Raw genomic sequence first — 17,852 nt, forward strand, 5'->3', positions numbered from 1 at the left:
CGGCTGTGGCAGCCGTCGCACTTGGTCATGTGGCCTTTAGCCGCGTTATACTGCGGCGCACCGTACGGGCAGGCCATGTGGCAGTAGCGACAGCCAATGCAGACATCCTCGTCCACCACCACAAAACCGTCGTCGCGCTTGTGCATTGCCCCGCTCGGGCAGACCTTGGTGCAGGCCGGATCTTCGCAGTGGTTGCAGGCAATCGACAGGTAATAGGCGAAGACGTTCTGATGCCAGACGCCGTTATCCTCCTGCCAGTCGCCGCCCGCGTATTCATAAATACGACGGAAGCTGACGTCCGGGGTCAGGTCTTTATAATCCTTGCAGGCCAGCTCGCAGGTTTTGCACCCGGTGCAGCGGCTGGAATCAATAAAAAATCCATACTGGGTTGTCATCGGTTACTCCTTACGCCTTTTCAACCTGAACGAGGTTTGTGTGGGATGGGTTGCCCTTCGCCAGCGGCGATGGACGCTGCGTAGTGAGAACGTTGATGCAGCCCGCCTGATCGATACGGTTCGCATCCGGGTTATACCAGGCCCCTTCCCCCAGCGCGACAACGCCAGGCATCATGCGCGGAGTCACTTTAGCTTCGATATGCACTTCGCCACGTCCGTTGAAGATACGTACGCGATCGCCATTACTGATGCCGCGCGCTTTCGCATCCATCGGGTTGATCCACATCTCCTGTCGGCAGGCCGCTTTCAGAACGTCAACGTTGCCGTAGGTGGAGTGAACACGCGCTTTGTAGTGGAAACCGGTTAACTGAAGTGGGAATTTCTCCGTCAGCGGATCGTTGTAGTTTTCGAAGCCAGGCGTATAGATCGGCAGCGGATCGATAACGTCCCCTTCCGGCAATTCCCACGTTGCGGCAATTTTTGCCAGCTCTTCGGAGTAGATCTCGATTTTGCCCGACGGCGTGGTCAGCGGATTGGCCTGCGGATCGTCGCGGAAGGCTTTATACGCCACGTGATGCCCTTCCGGATCGCGCTGCTTGTACATGCCCTGCTTGCGGAAGGTATCGAAGTCCGGCAGGTCTGGAATGGCTTTGCGTGAGAGCTCGTGCAGATGGCGCATCCACTCTTCCTGAGTACGCCCCTCTGTGAACTGCTGCTCAACGCCAAGACGTTTCGCCAGCTCGGACGTCATCTCATAGATAGTTTTGCACTCGAAGCGCGGTTTGATGGCCTGGTCTGTGAAGATCACATAGGACATGTTGCCGCAGGAGGCGTCCAGCGCGAAATCCATCTGCTCAGAGGCGGTGCAGTCTGGGAGCAGAATATCGGCATACTTCGCCGATGAGGTCATGTGGCAGTCGATCACCACAATCATTTCGCACTTCTTGTCGTCCTGCAAAATTTCATGGGTGCGGTTGATTTCAGAGTGCTGGTTGATCAGGCAGTTACCGGCATAGTTCCAGATCATTTTGATTGGCACATCCAGCTTATCTTTGCCCCGAACACCGTCGCGTAGCGCGGTCATTTCCGGGCCGCGCTCAATCGCGTCCGTCCACATAAACATGGAGATGCTGGTCTGAACCGGGTTATCCAGCGTTGGCATACGTTCAAACGGTACTTCATACGAGCCTTCACGCGCCCCGCTATTACCGCCGTGAATGCCGACGTTGCCAGTCAGAATCGAGAGCATAGAAATAGCGCGGGTGGCAATTTCGCCGTTCGCGTGACGCTGCGGTCCCCAGCCCTGGCTGATATAGGCTGGCTTTGCTGAACCAATTTCACGGGCCAGCTGAACAATACGTTCGACTGGAATGCCGGTGATGGTGGATGCCCACTCAGGGGTTTTCGCTACCCCGTCGCTGCCCTGACCAAGTATATACGCTTTGTAATGCCCGTTAGCCGGTGCGCTGGCTGGCAGCGTCTTCTCGTCATAGCCGACGCAGTATTTATCAAGGAACGGCTGATCGACGAGGTTTTCAGTGATCATCACATACGCCAGCGCATTGACCAGCGCCGCATCGGTACCAGGGCGGATAGGGATCCACTCGTCTTCTCGCCCCGCGCCGGTATCGGTGTAGCGCGGATCGACGATGATCATTCGTGCGTTGGATTTGGCGCGCGCCTGCTCAAGATAATAGGTTACCCCACCGCCGCTCATACGCGTTTCGCCCGGGTTGTTGCCGAACAACACCACCAGCTTGCTGTTTTCTATATCCGACGGGCTGTTACCGTCTGCCCAGCCGCCATAGGTATAGTTCAGGCCCGCGGCAATCTGTGCGGAAGAGTAGTCGCCATAATGGTTGAGATAGCCGCCGCAGCAGTTCATCAGGCGCGCTACCAGCGTTTTACCCGGCGGCCAGGAGCGGGTCATGGTGCCGCCCAGCGTCCCGGTGCCATAGTTCAGGTAGATGGATTCGTTGCCGTATTCTTTGATCAGGCGCTGCATGTTGGTCGCGATAATATCGTAGGCTTCGTCCCAGCTAATGCGCTCGAACTTCCCTTCCCCACGCTTACCGACACGCTTCATCGGATATTTCAGACGATCCGGGTTATAAACGCGACGGCGCATTGAGCGGCCACGCAGACAGGCACGAACCTGGTGTAACCCTTCGTAGTTATCATCGCCGGTATTGTCGGTTTCAACGTATTTGATTTCACCGTCCACAACATGCATACGCAGGGGACAACGGCTACCACAGTTAACGGTACAGGCACTCCACACCACTTTTTCCGGGGCTGAAGCGGGAGACAGAGCCTCCGCCGCCGACGCCAGACGGGTAAAAGGAAGCGTAAAGGCGCTGCTGGCAACCGCCAGACCACCTATTGCCGTGGTTTTCATCAACCCACGGCGAGTGACCTCGGCAGCCATTAACGCTTCAGGCGCTTTGATTTTCATAAAGACTCACTTTGGTTGCTCACAAAGAAAAGAGAGGCGGCGCATACCGCTATGTAGTTTTATATATAACGAATTCCTTCGTTACAGGTGTTTTATGCTAACTTTCGTTCGGAGGAGTATTACTACTTTAGAGGGAGGGAATATTGCGTCGTATCAAATCAAAGATATAAAAAAAGCGCCCTGAGGCGCTTTTTTGTTTTGCAGCAAAATATTAGCCGATGAACTGCTGGCCTTTCATGTAAGGACGCAGCACCTCAGGGATCTCAATACGACCATCTGCCTGCTGGTAGTTCTCCAGCACGGCAACCAGCGTACGGCCAACCGCCAGACCAGAACCGTTCAGGGTATGAACCAGACGGGTCTTCTTGTCGGACTTGCTGCGGCAACGCGCCTGCATACGACGCGCCTGGAAATCCCAGACGTTAGAGCAAGAGGAGATTTCACGGTAGGTGTTTTGCGCAGGCACCCAGACTTCGAGGTCGAAGGTTTTGCAGGCGCCGAAGCCCATGTCACCGGTGCACAGCGCCATACGGCGGTATGGCAGCCCCAGCAGCTCCAGCACTTTCTCTGCGTGACCTGTCATCTCTTCCAGCGCGTCCATAGACTCTTCCGGACGAACGATCTGCACCATCTCAACTTTATCGAACTGGTGCATACGGATCAGACCGCGCGTATCACGACCGTAAGAACCGGCTTCAGAACGGAAACATGGAGAGTGCGCAGTCAGTTTGATTGGCAGATCGTCTTCGTCGATGATCTCATCACGCACGAGGTTGGTCAGCGGCACTTCCGCGGTTGGGATCAGCGCGTAGTTGCTGCTGTCAGCTTCTTCGTCCAGCGGACGGGTATGGAACAGATCGCCGGCAAATTTCGGCAGCTGGCCTGTACCGTACAGCGTATCGTGGTTAACCAGATACGGAACGTAGGTTTCGCTGTAGCCATGCTGCTCGGTGTGCAGATCCAGCATAAACTGCGCCAGCGCGCGGTGCAGGTGAGCAATCTGACCTTTCATTACCACGAAGCGAGAACCGGTCAGCTTAACCGCAGCCGCAAAGTCCAGGCCCGCGTGCATTTCGCCCAGCGTCACGTGATCGCGCACCTCGAAGTCAAACTCGCGAGGCGTACCCCAGCGTTTCACTTCAACGTTGTCGTTTTCGTCTTTGCCGACAGGGACGCTGTCGTCAGGAATGTTCGGGATCGCCAGAGCGATATCACGAATTTCAGCCTGAAGAACGTCCAGTTCAGCTTTCGCCTGATCCAGCTCTTCACCCAGTTTGTTCACTTCCAGGCGTAATGGCTCAATATCTTCCCCGCGCGCTTTCGCCTGGCCAATGGATTTCGATCGAGAATTACGCTCTGCCTGCAGATTTTCTGTTTGTACCTGCAAAACTTTACGACGCTCTTCAAGAGCGCGCAGCTTATCTACATCCAGCTTAAAGCCCCGGCGTGCCAGTTTTTCAGCGACTGCGTCTGGCTCATTACGCAGCAGATTGGGATCGAGCATGCTTATCCTGTGCTTATCGAATTAAAAGAGGAAAAAGTGACCACAGCCTGCGGCCACAGAGATATATTGCCAACATTACCGCAACGATTGAACTAACGGTAGCGTTTTATAGGGCTATTTTGATCCTGTCCGGCAAGCCAGGCGAGCTTTTCGCCAATCTTACCCTCAAGACCTCTGTTTGTGGGGTGATAATAGCGGGTTAGTGCCATCTCCTGCGGGAAATACTCCTCGCCGGCGGCGTAGGCGTTGGGTTCGTCATGGGCGTAGCGATACTCCTGCCCGTAACCCATCTCTTTCATCAATTTGGTAGGCGCATTGCGCAGATGAACCGGCACATCGTAGTCCGGACGTTCACGTGCATCCGACATCGCCGCTTTGAAGGCGGTATACACCGCGTTACTTTTCGGTGCGCAAGCCAGATACACAATCGCCTGCGCAATGGCACGCTCGCCCTCCGCAGGCCCGATGCGGGTAAAGCAGTCCCAGGCGGAAATAGCGACCTGCATGGCGCGTGGATCGGCATTACCGACATCTTCTGACGCAATCGCCAGGCAGCGACGCGCGACATATAACGGATCGCCACCGGCGGTGATGATACGCGCATACCAGTAGAGCGCCGCATCCGGAGCGCTGCCGCGCACGGACTTGTGTAATGCAGAGATGAGGTCGTAAAAACGATCGCCTTTATTATCGAAGCGCGCGCTGCGCTCACCGGCAATTTCGGTGAGCAGTTCAGGCTTTAATACGCGCTTGCCCGCATCGTCCACTTCGGCCATATCGGCCATCATTTCGAGCGTGTTCAACGCACGACGGGCATCACCGTTAACCAGTTCGGCGATAGCAAGACGCGTCTCGTCCGGCAGAACGATATCCTGTCCGCCGTAACCACGCGCGTTGTCCTCCATCGCCTGCGTCAGAACTTTTTCGATATCTTCCGTGGTCAGCGATTTAAGCAGATACACGCGCGCCCGGGAGAGCAGCGCAGAGTTCAGTTCAAACGACGGGTTTTCCGTGGTGGCGCCGATAAAGAAAATCGTACCGTCTTCAATGTGCGGCAGAAAGGCGTCCTGCTGGCTCTTGTTGAAGCGGTGAACTTCGTCGACAAACAGAATGGTGCGACGTCCGGCATTGCGGTTTTGTCGCGCCCGCTCGATCGCCTCGCGGATCTCTTTCACCCCCGACGTGACCGCCGAGATGCGCTCAACGTCCGCGTTGGCATAGCGGGCGATCACTTCAGCGAGCGTGGTTTTTCCGGTGCCGGGTGGCCCCCAGAGGATCATGGAGTGCAGATGCCCCGCTTCAATAGCGCGCGGCAAGGGTTTCCCCGCAGCCAGCAGATGTTGCTGACCGATGTACTGCGCTAAATTTTCTGGCCGCATACGGGCGGCCAGAGGTTGAAACGCATTATCTGAAAAATCGAGCGACAGGTTGCTCACTCATGCCTCTTACTTATTGCGTTGGTCGTCCACCGTTACGCCCTGCGGCGGGGTAAAGGTGAATTTCGATGCATCAATGGCGCCGTTTTGCTGAGACTTCAACTGATAGCTGCTGCGCTGATCGTCCTGCTCAACCGCGCCGAACTGATTGATGGTACCGTTGCTGCTCACGTTAATGGTGAACTGCTTCAGATTACCGTTGCTGCCTTTTGGCGTAAGGACGAACTCATCACCGTTTTGTTTGATGTTGTACTGCTGCCAGTCGCTGGACTGGTTACGGGCAATGAGCATAAACGGCGTATTGCTGGTCGCGTCTTTGAGCCAGGTGGCGGTCGCCTGCTCAACAAACGGATTGTAGAACCACAGGGTTTTACCGTCAGACACCAGAACGCTTTCATCCGGCTGGGTCATGTGCCAGTTGAACAGATTTGGGCGTTTCACCCACAAATCTCCCTGGCCTTCCTGCACCGCGTTGCCGCTGCCGTCAGTCACTTTTTGCGTGAAGCTGGCGTGGAAACTGCTCACTTTATCCAGTCGGCTTTTAAGGTCGCTGGCTGCATCAGCCCAGACGCTGCTGGCAACAAAACTGGAGAGTAATGCACAGGCGATGGCGATTTTTTTCATTGTTATTCCTTAAAATACGTCTTCCCGATATGGGGGTTCCGTTTCTATTCTGTACCTGCCCGAAGGCAGGCGACAGAAGAATATGCTTAATTTTTGCTGATTTACCCTTCTTTGCAATCGCTGAAGATTACTCAAAAGGCGGTGGCGCCAGCACCTCACGGTTACCGTTGTGCCCCTGTTCGCTCACGATGCCCTGGGCTTCCATCTGCTCAATGATACGCGCCGCGCGGTTGTAACCGATACGGAACTGGCGCTGCACGCCGGAGATGGACGCTTTGCGTTTTTCGGTGACGAAATTAACCGCCTGGTCGAATAACGGATCCAGCTCTTCGCCGCCGTCAAAACCACCGCCGCCACCTTCGTTTTCGCTGTCAGAGGTGATGCCGTCAACATATTGCGGTCGCCCGCGCGCTTTCCAGTCCTGCACAACCGCGTGCACTTCCTGGTCGCGAACAAACGCACCGTGAACACGCACCGGCGAGGTGGAGTTCGGCCCGGAATAGAGCATATCACCCATCCCCAGCAGCGACTCTGCTCCGCCCTGGTCAAGGATAGTACGGGAGTCAATTTTACTCGACACGGTAAACGCGATACGGGTCGGGATGTTTGCCTTAATAAGACCGGTGATTACATCCACGGACGGACGCTGCGTTGCCAGTACCAGGTGGATGCCCGCCGCACGCGCTTTCTGTGCCAGACGCGCAATCAGCTCTTCCACTTTCTTGCCAACGGTCATCATCAGGTCGGCAAATTCATCCACCAGCACCACGATGTAAGGCAGTTTTTCCAGCACCGGATGCTGGGCATCCATGCTGTCACCCGGCTTCCAGTATGGGTCCGGAATCGGACGGCCCATACGCGCCGCCTCGGCGATTTTCTCGTTATAACCGGCCAGGTTACGCACGCCCAGCGCCGACATCAGCTTGTAGCGACGCTCCATTTCATTGACGCTCCAGCGTAATGCGTTGGCAGCGTCCTTCATATCGGTAACCACTTCCGTTAACAGATGCGGAATGCCTTCGTAGACGGACAGTTCGAGCATTTTTGGGTCGATCATGATGAAACGCACGTCTTCAGGCTGCGCTTTGTAGAGCATACTGAGGATCATGGCGTTCACCCCGACCGATTTACCGGAGCCGGTAGTACCCGCAACCAGCAGGTGCGGCATCTTCGCGAGATCGACAACCACCGGATCGCCGGCGATATCTTTACCCAGCACCACGGTCAGCGGGGACGGGTTGTCGCGGAATTTGGTGTTATCCAGAACTTCACGCAGATAAACGGTCTGGCGTTTCTTGTTTGGCAGCTCAAGGCCAACGTAAGGCTTGCCTGGGATCACTTCCACCACGCGTACCGCCACGGTGGACAGAGAACGCGCCAGGTCGCGGGAGAGGTTAGAAATACGCGCCGCTTTTACGCCCGGTGCCAGGTTCAGTTCGAAACGGGTGATCACCGGGCCCGGTGAGTAGTTCACCACGTCCGCTTTAATGCGGAAGTCAGCCAGACGCGCTTCCACCAGACGGGCCATCTGCTCAAGGGCAAAGGTATCCACCGGCTCGACTTCCGCTGGCGGTGGCGTTAACAGATCCAGCGACGGCAGCGGCGTACTTGGTCGTTGCAGCGGTCGGCTGTCTCCGTTACGCATCAGCAGCGGGTGAATCAGGCTCTCCTGCGGCTGTGGTGCTGGCTGCTGGAACTGTGGCTGAGGCGGTTGAGAAGGTGTCTGCGGCTGCGCATACGCCTGCGGCGCCGGCTGTTGCGGCTGCACATAAGCCTGTGGTGCAGGCGGCTGACGCACCGGCTCCGCTTCCGGCATTACGCTCGGCGTGAACAGCGGTTCGCTTGGGCCATCATCCACCAGATCTTTCATTGGTGAGAATTCGAAATCCGACAGCGAGAACGGGTTTGCCCCCGAAGGTTGCTCACCGGAATAACGCTGCTGCTGCGTTGCTGCAAACTGGCGCGCCAGCTCCGCTTCGGCCGCATCATCGTCGTCCTGCTGTGAAGGCACGTGATGCTGTGAAGGCACGTCATGCTGATACTCTTCGCCGTAACGCTGATTCTGCTGGGCAGCAAACTGACGCGCCAGCTCATCCTGATGCAGTTCGTCGGCATCATCTTCGTAGTCGGACTCACGGGCTTTTTCTTCCGCCATACGCTGGGAAGGCAGTTTAATGCCATAAGAGGCCAGCTCCCGGCGAGTCGGTACGCGCACGCGGTTAGGGCGCGGCAGCTGTGGACCAATGCCCTCTTTCACCTGAGGACGCGGGGCACTGTCGGCTGCCGGGCTGAATAGCGGAGCGGACGCGGCAGCGGCTGCCGTTGCCTGCTTCACGGCTTCAGCACCCGACGCAACGGCTGGCGTAGGTTCTACAGGTGGAACGCTGACCGAAGGCGCTTTTGCAACAGGCTCCTGCACCGGCTCGGGCACGGGCTGATACCAGGCGGCAAGCTGCTCGCGCTCACGGGCGCGGCGCTCTTCCACTTCTTCAAAATAGTATAATGGCGGACGGGATGGCTTCGCTTCCTCCACCACTTCGGGTTCAGACACCGATGCAACGTATGGCTGTTCAGGTACAGCGGGTTCGGGCGTATAAGCCTGATACGGTTGTTGCGGCACGCTGGCAGGCTCAGGCGGCTGATACGGTTGCTGCCACTGTTCCTGCTGCACAGGAATATAACTTTCAGGCTCAGGCGCAATGGTCGGTTCAGGCGTATGGACGCCTGGCGCAGTCTGCCAGTCTACCTGCGGTTGCTGGATCGCGGACTCCGGTGCCGGAACAGGCGAGGACGGCATCACGGCTTCAACAGGCGCAACATGGGCCTGCGCAGCCGTCGTTGCGGCAGCAGCAGCGGCTACCGGTTCAGTCACGGAGTGGCCATTCAGCAGCGGATCGTATTCGTCATACTCTCCCGGCGTGGCTCGATGGCCAGAGAACAGTACGTCATCAGGGTCGACGGCCGCACCGCGATACTCAATCTGCTCGTCTTCATCCATACGTTTGCCGGAGAACAGCGCGGCATCCGTTTTACGGCCTAACGGGTTAGCAAATTTTTCAGCGACGCGCTGGCGGCGCGCCAGAGCACCGCGCAGAATACGCGCGCGGCGAGATTCACGCCGCTGTACAGGCGCCTCGTCTTCCTCTTCATACTCATCTTCATACTCGTCTTCATCGACCCACGTATCGTCACGACGGGTACGGTTGCTGGCGAACGTCAGCAGCGTCAGAATAAAGCTGCCGATCTTCTCAGCAATGCTCACCCAGGACCAGCCGGTAAACAGCGTCAGGCCCGCCGCCCAGATACAGAGCAGCGCCAGCGTGCCGCCGCTGCTATGAAGCATCGGTTGCAGCGCGGAGCTCAACAGACTGCCGATCACCCCGCCGGAGGCGAAGTACCAGATATCATCAGCGTTGATCGCCGCCAGCCCACAGGAGGTGAGGATCAGCGCCAGGGCGCCAATCAGGCGCAGCGAAACGGCAAAATAATCGATGTAGTCGTCGTTCTGTCGATGACGCCAGGCAAACCAGCATCCGCCAATAATGATGACGGGAAGGGTATAAGCCATCACTCCGAAAATGAAAAAGAGCGTGTCCGCAAGCCAGGCACCGGGAACGCCACCTAAGTTATGAATAGGCTCATGCCATGCGGTTTGCGACCAGCTGGGATCTGAGGGGTTGAAACTGAGTAAGGCGGCCATCAGCCAGACGGCAAAAAGGGCAATAACAATCAGTAACGCCTCGAGGAGACGACGTCCGCTGCTTAGCTTAGATAATGTGACTTCTTTGTCTTCAGTGTATTCCTGGCTCAAGAAAGGCTCTCCAGGTATCAGGCATGTCCTGCCTGTGTGCTAAAACGGACAACAGCGCCGGGTATCCCCGGCACTGTTGCTGTATGGATTAACAGGAGTGTAATCAAACTACACTGATTTTGCACCTGTTCCGTGTTAGCGCGTCTTAATAACCAGACGATTGCTCTGTTTGACCTCTTCCATCACCACATAAGTACGGGTGTCGTTCACGCCTGGCAGACGCAGCAGGGTTTCACCCAGCAGCTTACGGTAGGCGGACATATCAGGCACACGGGTTTTTAACAGGTAGTCAAAATCACCGGAAACCAGATGACACTCTTGAATTTCTTCAAGTTTTTGTACAGCGGCGTTAAATTGCTCAAACACATCCGGCGCACCACGATTCAGAGTAATCTCAACAAATACCAGAAGTGAGGCATCCAGATAATGCGGGTTTAGCAGAGCCGTATAGCCCTGGATAAAACCCTGTCTTTCCAGTCGACGCACACGCTCAAGGCACGGCGTCGGGGAAAGTCCCACACGTTTTGAAAGCTCGACGTTGGAAATACGCCCATCCTTTTGCAATTCATTAAGAATGTTACGATCGATACGGTCGAGATCTTTGCCAGGGCGCTTCTTGCTATCTACCATTATTATTGTCTCTCTGTATTCCTTCCCTACTCCTGCCTGGACCCTGTGCACATCACTGTTCAGAGCCTGCACCCGTTATTCATCACATCGCCTGGTTATGTATTAGACGCGATGTGGATTCGGGGTCTGCGGTAAGAAGACCGTTGCCCGAAAGCAGTCACAGACATCACGTATGGCGTCTGTCCACACCATGCGTAGATTTCACTGACCCGGTAAAAATGGCATTTACGTGCATGTCTATTCGGCATGCAGTTCATGCGTCTTTTTTTCTTCCTTGAATGTTTTCGCAAAAGCGCAGGGGATTGTCAAAGCAAAACATCGATTTTTAGTACAAGATGCCGGATATTCATTACGGGGGGGTATTAATCATCATTTTATTGCCTTATAAACGCGCGATTTTCAGTAGCAGACGTGATATGACCGTGTCTGATCCATAGGGCGTGACTATTGCATATATCGGAAGCAAAACTGTCGTGCTCTTTTTTTACGGCAACAAATTCCCTACAATCCAGCCCATTGCCTGCCAACAACAATGGGGATCTCATGGGCACGACCAAACACAGTAAGCTGCTAATCCTTGGTTCTGGACCTGCGGGATATACCGCAGCGGTCTATGCTGCACGCGCTAACCTGCAACCGGTACTGATTACCGGGATGGAAAAAGGCGGTCAGCTGACCACCACCACGGAAGTGGAAAACTGGCCGGGCGACCCGAACGACCTGACCGGGCCGCTGCTGATGGAGCGCATGCACGAGCATGCTGCTAAATTCGAAACCGAAATCCTGTTCGACCACATTAATAAAGTGGATTTGCAGAACCGTCCGTTCCGTCTGACCGGCGACAGCGGTGAATACACCTGCGATGCGCTGATCATCGCTACCGGTGCCTCTGCCCGTTATCTCGGTCTGCCGTCTGAAGAAGCATTCAAAGGGCGCGGCGTATCAGCCTGCGCGACCTGCGACGGTTTCTTCTATCGCAACCAGAAAGTTGCGGTGATCGGCGGCGGCAACACCGCTGTGGAAGAAGCGTTGTATCTGGCGAACATCGCCTCAGAAGTACACCTGATCCACCGTCGCGACACCTTCCGCGCCGAGAAGATCCTGATCAAACGCCTGATGGATAAAGTGGCGAGCGGCAACATTGTGCTGCATACCAACCGTACGCTGGAAGAAGTGACCGGCGATCAGATGGGTGTGGCGGGTCTGCGAATTCGTGATACGCAGAACACCGACACCGTCGAAACGCTGGAGGTGGCAGGCCTGTTTGTGGCAATCGGTCACAGCCCGAACACGGCCATTTTCGAAGGCCAACTTGAGCTGGAGAACGGCTACATCAAAGTGCAGTCTGGCATTCACGGCAATGCCACGCAGACCAGCATCCCAGGCGTCTTCGCGGCTGGCGACGTGATGGACCATATTTATCGTCAGGCGATCACCTCTGCGGGCACCGGCTGTATGGCCGCGCTGGACGCAGAACGCTATCTGGACGGACTGGCAGAACAAGGTAAATAATCTTTACAAGTCAGTAACAAACGTAAATAAAGGCGGCCACTGGTCGCCTTTATTTTTGCTCACGTGTAACATGCAGATGTCTAATTTCTTATAACGTCACCTGCAAAGTACGCAATGGAAAAAACCCGTCAACAAGAGTTAACGCGCTGGCTGAAACAGCAAAGCGTTCTGTCCCGCCGCTGGCTTATGATTTCCCGCGTTCTGGGATTTATCAGCGGTCTGTTGATTGTTGCCCAGGCATGGCTGCTGGCCCGCATTCTCAATCATATGATCATGGAGAGCATCCCGCGCGAAGCGCTGCTGCTGCCGTTTATCGTTCTGGTGCTGGTTTTCGTCCTGCGTGCGTGGGTGGTCTGGCTGCGCGAACGGGTTGGGTTCCATGCCGGCCAGCACATCCGCTATGAGATCCGCCGCAAAGTGCTCGACCGGCTTTCGGAAGCCGGGCCTGCGTGGATCCAGGGCAAACCGGCCGGTAGCTGGGCGACGCTGATCCTTGAGCAAATCGACGATATGCACGATTACTATGCGCGTTATCTTCCACAGATGGCGCTGGCAGTGTTTGTGCCTCTGATGATTGTTATCGCCATCTTCCCTGTTAACTGGGTAGCGGCTCTGATCCTGATGGGAACCGCCCCGCTCATCCCGCTGTTTATGGCGATGGTCGGCATGGGCGCGGCAGATGCCAACCGTCGCAACTTCCTTGCGCTGGGTCGGTTGAGCGGTCATTTCCTGGACCGTCTGCGCGGAATGGAAACCCTGCGGATCTTTGGTCGTGGTGAAGCGGAAACCGAAAATATTCGCCTGGCGTCGCAGGATTTTCGTCAGCGCACCATGGAAGTGTTGCGCATGGCCTTCCTTTCTTCCGGCGTGCTCGAGTTCTTTACCTCCCTGTCGATCGCGCTGGTGGCGGTTTACTTTGGCTTCTCCTACCTCGGCGCGCTGGACTTTGGCCACTACGGTACGGCGGTCACGCTTTCCGCCGGGTTCCTGGCGCTGATCCTGGCCCCGGAATTTTTCCAGCCGCTTCGCGATCTCGGCACCTTTTACCATGCTAAAGCGCAGGCGGTTGGCGCTGCCGACAGCCTGAAAACCTTCATGGAAACGCCGCTGGCGCATCCTGAGCGTGGTGAAGTGACGCTGAATACGAACGATCCGGTGACCATTGAAGCACAGGATTTTTCTGTTCTGTCGCCTGAAGGCAAAGTGCTGGCAGGTCCGCTGAACTTTACCCTGCCCGCCGGGCAACGTGTGGTGCTGGTGGGCACCAGCGGTTCAGGTAAAAGCTCATTGCTGAATGCGCTATCAGGCTTTATGGCCTACACCGGATCGCTGCGTATCAACAAAACGGAGCTGCGCGAGCTTGATCCTGATGCCTGGCGTAAGCAGTTGAGCTGGGTGGGTCAAAACCCGCAGCTGCCTGCCCCGACGCTGCGCGAGAATGTGCTGCTGGCACGTCCGGATGCGCGTGACGATGAGCTGCAATCGGTCCTCGACCGCGCCTGGGTCAGCGAGTTTCTGCCGCTGCTTGCGCAGGGCGTCGATACGGTCATTGGCGATCAGTCTGCCGGGCTGTCGGTGGGCCAGGCACAGCGCGTCGCGGTTGCCCGTGCGCTGCTGAACCCCTGTTCGCTAATGCTGCTGGACGAACCCGCGGCCAGCCTGGATGCACACAGCGAGCAGCGCGTGATGGATGCGCTTAACGCAGCCTCACGCCAGCAAACTACCCTGATGGTGACCCACCAGCTGGAAGGTATTGCCGACTGGGATCAGATCTGGGTGATGGAAAACGGACACATTGTTGAGCAAGGCGATTACGCCGCGCTTGTTGCCGCGCAGGGGCCCTTTGCGACCCTGCTGGCGAACCGTCAGGAGGATATCTGATGCGCGCCCTGCTTCCCTATCTTGCTTTGTATAAACGCCACAAATGGATGCTGACGCTCGGGATCGTACTGGCGATTATCACTCTGCTCGCCAGCATCGGCCTGCTTACGCTTTCTGGCTGGTTCCTCTCCGCGTCTGCGGCCGCAGGCTTTGCCGGGCTATACAGCTTTAACTACATGCTGCCTGCCGCCGGGGTGCGCGGCACGGCGATTACGCGAACTGCCGGGCGCTACTTCGAACGCCTGGTCAGCCACGACGCGACCTTCCGCGTGCTGCAACACCTGCGTATTTATACGTTCAGCAAATTGCTGCCCCTCTCCCCTGCCGGGCTGGCACGTTTTCGGCAGGGCGAATTACTTAACCGCGTAGTTGCGGATGTGGATACGCTGGATCACCTCTATCTGCGCGTCATCTCGCCCATGGTGGGCGCGTTTGTGGTGATTGTCGTGGTCACGCTGGGGTTGAGTTTCCTGGATGTTCCCATCGCACTGACGCTCGGCGGCATCATGCTGATGACGCTGATTATTCTGCCGCCCCTGTTTTATCGTGCAGGTAAAACCACCGGGGAAAACCTGACGCGTTTGCGCGGGGAATACCGCCAGCAGCTCACCTCCTGGTTGCAGGGTCAGGCCGAGCTCACCATTTTTGGTGCCAGCAAGCGCTACCGCACCCGTATGGAAAATACGGAACTGAACTGGCATGAAGCCCAGCGTCGCCAGTCTGAACTGACCGCGTTTTCTCAGGCGCTGATGATGTTAATCGGTGGGTTTGCCGTTATCGCCATGCTCTGGATGGCCTCCGGTGGCGTGGGCGGTAACCCGCAGCCTGGCCCGCTGATTGCGCTGTTTGTTTTCTGTGCCCTGGCAGCCTTCGAAGCCTTAGCCCCGGTCACCGGCGCCTTTCAGCATCTCGGCCAGGTGATTGCCTCTGCGCTGCGTATTACGGATATTGCAGAGCAGGAGCCGGAAGTGAAGTTCAGCGCGGGTCAAACCGCTGTGCCGGAGCAGGTCGCGCTGACGCTCAGCAACGTCACCTTCGCCTACGACAAGCAGGCGCAAAACGCGCTGGAAGATATCAGCCTTTCTGTTGATGCCGGGCAGCGCATTGCGATCCTTGGCCGTACGGGATGTGGCAAATCGACGCTTCTGCAACTCCTCACGCGCGCCTGGGACCCGCAGCAGGGCGAGATTCGGTTTAACGACCTTCCGCTGTCTGATTTTAGCGAAGCGGCCTTGCGTAAAACGGTCAGCGTCGTGCCCCAGCGTGTGCACCTGTTCAGCGCTACGCTGCGCGATAATCTTCTTCTGGCGGCACCGGACGCCTCTGACGATACGCTGCGGGCGATGCTGGAACAGGTTGGGCTGTACAAGCTGCTTGAGGACGACGGGTTGAACAGCTGGCTGGGTGAAGGGGGCCGACAGCTTTCCGGCGGCGAACTGCGTCGTCTGGCCATCGCGCGCGCCTTGCTGCACGATGCGCCGCTGATGTTGCTGGATGAACCGACAGAAGGTCTGGATGCGACAACCGAGAGTCAAATTCTTGATTTACTGACAAAGGTGATGAAAGGCAAAACCGTGCTGATGGTCACTCACCGCCTGCGCGGGCTGGTGAGTTTCGATCGAATAATTGTGATGGACAACGGACACATAATTGAGCAAGGTAATCACGCAGAGCTGCTGGCAAAACAGGGTCGCTACTACCAGTTTAAACAGCGCCTGTAGACTATATTTGTAGCGTCCTCTCTCGCGTACTGGAGTTCTGTTGTCATGCGCCTGGTGCAGCTTTCTCGCCATAATATTGCGTTCCCTTCTCCGGAGGGGGCGCTGCGTGAACCTAACGGATTGCTGGCTTTGGGCGGCGATCTCAGCCCGGCGCGTCTCTTAATGGCTTACCAGCGCGGCATCTTCCCGTGGTTTTCTCCCGGCGACCCGATTTTATGGTGGTCTCCGGACCCGCGAGCCGTGCTGTGGCCCGGGCAGTTTCACCTGAGCCGCAGCATGAAACGTTTTCACGCAAATTCGCCCTATCGCGTCACGCTCAATCACGCCTTCGGGCAGGTAATCGAAGGCTGCGCTGAAGATCGTCATGAAGGCACCTGGATAACCCGCGATATCATTATCGCCTACCACCAGCTTCATGAGCTGGGCTACGCGCACTCCATCGAAGTATGGAAAGATGATGACCTCGTTGGGGGGATGTACGGGGTGGCGCAGGGCACGCTGTTCTGCGGCGAGTCGATGTTCTCCCGCGCCACGAATGCGTCGAAAACCGCGCTGCTGGTTTTTAGCCAGGAATTTGCCCAACGCGGCGGACAACTGATGGATTGTCAGGTGCTGAATGAGCACACCGCCTCGCTCGGCGCGGTTGAAATTTCCCGCCGACGCTATATCGAACACCTTGAACAGTGCCGACTGGAGACTCTTCCGCGCGATTTTTGGGTTCCCAGAATGCTCTTTATGCCCAATGCCTAAATGTTTTCCGCATATTTTTTATGAGGGTGTTATAATTACGCCGCAGAGTAGCTTCTGCCTGTTGCCCCGCCGCCGTTTGGGACCCTCGCTTCAGATAACGTCCTGACGTTTATCCTGTCGTATCCCCTTTACGAATGCGCTTTCCGTTCGGTTGTACCGTGACGCTTGGGCAATACGCTGAAATTGTTTTGCTGCGTTTTAAACGCGCAATTCTTTACTTAATTGATGAATTTCGGCATTATCTTGCCGGTTCAAAACTTGGTAGTGATACCCCAGAGGATTAGATGGCCAAAGAAGACAATATTGAAATGCAGGGTACCGTACTTGATACGTTGCCTAATACCATGTTTCGCGTAGAACTGGAAAACGGTCACGTGGTAACTGCGCACATCTCCGGTAAAATGCGCAAAAACTATATCCGCATTTTGACGGGCGACAAAGTGACTGTTGAACTGACCCCGTACGACCTGAGCAAAGGCCGCATTGTCTTCCGTAGTCGCTAATTGTTTTCGCCTGTAATGGCAGATGAATATTTAAAAGGTCGGGACAATCCCGGCCTTTTTTATTTATGGCCTTAGTGTGGCTGTGTCGGCAGATGTATTGTCATGCACGGGTTCATGGGTACGATTAAATCTTCAGCTATCGCGTGGGTAATGTCATGCAACAGTCCCGTCAGGTGCGGCAACATATCGCGGTCAAAATGCGAAACCAGCAGCACGTGGTTTAACGCCCGGCAGTAGTCACATTTCGTTTCTGTATCTTCCAGCAACCACTCCGTTTGTCGCGGCTGTTCCGCTTCGTCCTCAAATTCCACCACCTGAAAATCACGCATGGATTCTGTGAGGCCGGATTTTACCTCTTCCAGATAAGCTCCGAGACAGCGGCAAACGGGCTGCGTTTGTGGGAGAGATTTGCAGTCGAGAAGGATTTCGGTGAGCAGCTTGCAGCGCTCGGCCAGGGTTGGGAGATCGGGGTTGAGGGAGAGTTCGGTGTAGAGCTGGGCGAAGCTATTAATATTAGTCATATGTAATCCTTTATGCACGCAAGATTGTCTGTGCACACACTTTCAGGACGCCAATCCCGGCACCCGATTTTGCAGGTGCGACGCCATTTTATTACTGTAGATTTATCCA

At 56.1% G+C, this 17,852-nt stretch carries 13 protein-coding genes; 5 read left to right on the plus strand and 8 right to left on the minus strand.

Annotated features, from left to right (window positions below):
* The 7 genes from ACOT0L_RS10455 to lrp all read right to left on the minus strand — a co-directional run.
* On the minus strand, window positions 1–395 hold a 395-nt coding region (locus tag ACOT0L_RS10455), incomplete at its 3' end, for a 4Fe-4S dicluster domain-containing protein (RefSeq protein WP_174951946.1).
* Between the two features lie 10 nt (window positions 396–405).
* Complete coding sequence (dmsA, locus tag ACOT0L_RS10460) at window positions 406–2,850, minus strand: dimethylsulfoxide reductase subunit A (RefSeq protein WP_023299718.1); 2,445 nt, start codon at window positions 2,848–2,850, stop codon at window positions 406–408.
* Between the two features lie 211 nt (window positions 2,851–3,061).
* Window positions 3,062–4,354, minus strand: coding sequence for a serine--tRNA ligase (gene serS, locus ACOT0L_RS10465; RefSeq protein ID WP_003858266.1), 1,293 nt, complete (start codon window positions 4,352–4,354; stop codon window positions 3,062–3,064).
* 92 nt (window positions 4,355–4,446) lie between these two features.
* Window positions 4,447–5,790, minus strand: coding sequence for a replication-associated recombination protein RarA (gene rarA, locus ACOT0L_RS10470; RefSeq protein WP_126503666.1), 1,344 nt, complete (start codon window positions 5,788–5,790; stop codon window positions 4,447–4,449).
* Window positions 5,791–5,799: 9 nt separating this feature from the next.
* On the minus strand, window positions 5,800–6,414 hold the full coding sequence (lolA, locus tag ACOT0L_RS10475; RefSeq protein ID WP_022647618.1) for an outer membrane lipoprotein chaperone LolA: 615 nt from the start codon (window positions 6,412–6,414) through the stop codon (window positions 5,800–5,802).
* Window positions 6,415–6,541: 127 nt separating this feature from the next.
* On the minus strand, window positions 6,542–10,225 hold the full coding sequence (locus tag ACOT0L_RS10480) for a DNA translocase FtsK 4TM domain-containing protein (protein WP_421637258.1): 3,684 nt from the start codon (window positions 10,223–10,225) through the stop codon (window positions 6,542–6,544).
* 135 nt (window positions 10,226–10,360) lie between these two features.
* Window positions 10,361–10,855, minus strand: a complete 495-nt coding sequence (gene lrp, locus ACOT0L_RS10485) for a leucine-responsive transcriptional regulator Lrp (protein ID WP_000228469.1) — start codon at window positions 10,853–10,855, stop codon at window positions 10,361–10,363.
* Window positions 10,856–11,398: 543 nt separating this feature from the next.
* On the opposite strand from lrp, the gene trxB reads away from it, so the two are divergent.
* From trxB to infA, 5 genes are all read left to right on the plus strand, one after another.
* A complete protein-coding gene (trxB, locus tag ACOT0L_RS10490; RefSeq protein WP_022647616.1) occupies window positions 11,399–12,367 on the plus strand; it encodes a thioredoxin-disulfide reductase in 969 nt (322 codons plus the stop codon).
* Between the two features lie 114 nt (window positions 12,368–12,481).
* Window positions 12,482–14,248: a heme ABC transporter permease/ATP-binding protein CydD gene (gene cydD, locus ACOT0L_RS10495; protein ID WP_032624541.1), complete on the plus strand. Its 1,767-nt coding sequence runs from the start codon at window positions 12,482–12,484 to the stop codon at window positions 14,246–14,248.
* Window positions 14,248–15,969 carry a heme ABC transporter ATP-binding protein/permease CydC gene (cydC, locus tag ACOT0L_RS10500; RefSeq protein WP_022647614.1) on the plus strand — a complete coding sequence of 574 codons (1,722 nt, stop codon included), beginning with the start codon at window positions 14,248–14,250 and terminating at the stop codon, window positions 15,967–15,969. The genes cydD and cydC overlap by 1 nt, the downstream gene beginning before the upstream one ends.
* A gap of 45 nt (window positions 15,970–16,014) precedes the next feature.
* Entirely contained in the window at window positions 16,015–16,719 is a 705-nt protein-coding gene (gene aat, locus ACOT0L_RS10505) for a leucyl/phenylalanyl-tRNA--protein transferase (protein ID WP_022647613.1), read from the plus strand.
* Window positions 16,720–17,003: 284 nt separating this feature from the next.
* The gene (infA, locus tag ACOT0L_RS10510) at window positions 17,004–17,222 is read left to right on the plus strand and encodes a translation initiation factor IF-1 (protein ID WP_002211347.1); all 219 of its coding nucleotides are present in this window, start codon (window positions 17,004–17,006) and stop codon (window positions 17,220–17,222) included.
* Window positions 17,223–17,293: 71 nt separating this feature from the next.
* Here infA and ACOT0L_RS10515 read toward each other — a convergent pair whose 3' ends face one another.
* On the minus strand, window positions 17,294–17,743 hold the full coding sequence (locus ACOT0L_RS10515) for a hypothetical protein (protein ID WP_126503662.1): 450 nt from the start codon (window positions 17,741–17,743) through the stop codon (window positions 17,294–17,296).
* Window positions 17,744–17,852: the final 109 nt, after the last annotated feature.

Source organism: Enterobacter cloacae complex sp. XAL002, from assembly GCF_049236805.1.
GTDB classification, from domain to species: domain Bacteria; phylum Pseudomonadota; class Gammaproteobacteria; order Enterobacterales; family Enterobacteriaceae; genus Enterobacter; species Enterobacter intestinihominis.

Coding starts and splice junctions, on each gene's coding strand:
- dmsA (WP_023299718.1), bottom strand. CDS start 2,850: ATGAAAATCAAAGCGCCTGAAGCGTTAATGGCTGCCGAGGTCACTCGC.
- lrp (WP_000228469.1), bottom strand. CDS start 10,855: ATGGTAGATAGCAAGAAGCGCCCTGGCAAAGATCTCGACCGTATCGAT.
- trxB (WP_022647616.1), top strand. CDS start 11,399: ATGGGCACGACCAAACACAGTAAGCTGCTAATCCTTGGTTCTGGACCT.
- ACOT0L_RS10515 (WP_126503662.1), bottom strand. CDS start 17,743: ATGACTAATATTAATAGCTTCGCCCAGCTCTACACCGAACTCTCCCTC.
- serS (WP_003858266.1), bottom strand. CDS start 4,354: ATGCTCGATCCCAATCTGCTGCGTAATGAGCCAGACGCAGTCGCTGAA.
- cydD (WP_032624541.1), top strand. CDS start 12,482: ATGGAAAAAACCCGTCAACAAGAGTTAACGCGCTGGCTGAAACAGCAA.
- cydC (WP_022647614.1), top strand. CDS start 14,248: ATGCGCGCCCTGCTTCCCTATCTTGCTTTGTATAAACGCCACAAATGG.
- lolA (WP_022647618.1), bottom strand. CDS start 6,414: ATGAAAAAAATCGCCATCGCCTGTGCATTACTCTCCAGTTTTGTTGCC.
- aat (WP_022647613.1), top strand. CDS start 16,015: ATGCGCCTGGTGCAGCTTTCTCGCCATAATATTGCGTTCCCTTCTCCG.
- infA (WP_002211347.1), top strand. CDS start 17,004: ATGGCCAAAGAAGACAATATTGAAATGCAGGGTACCGTACTTGATACG.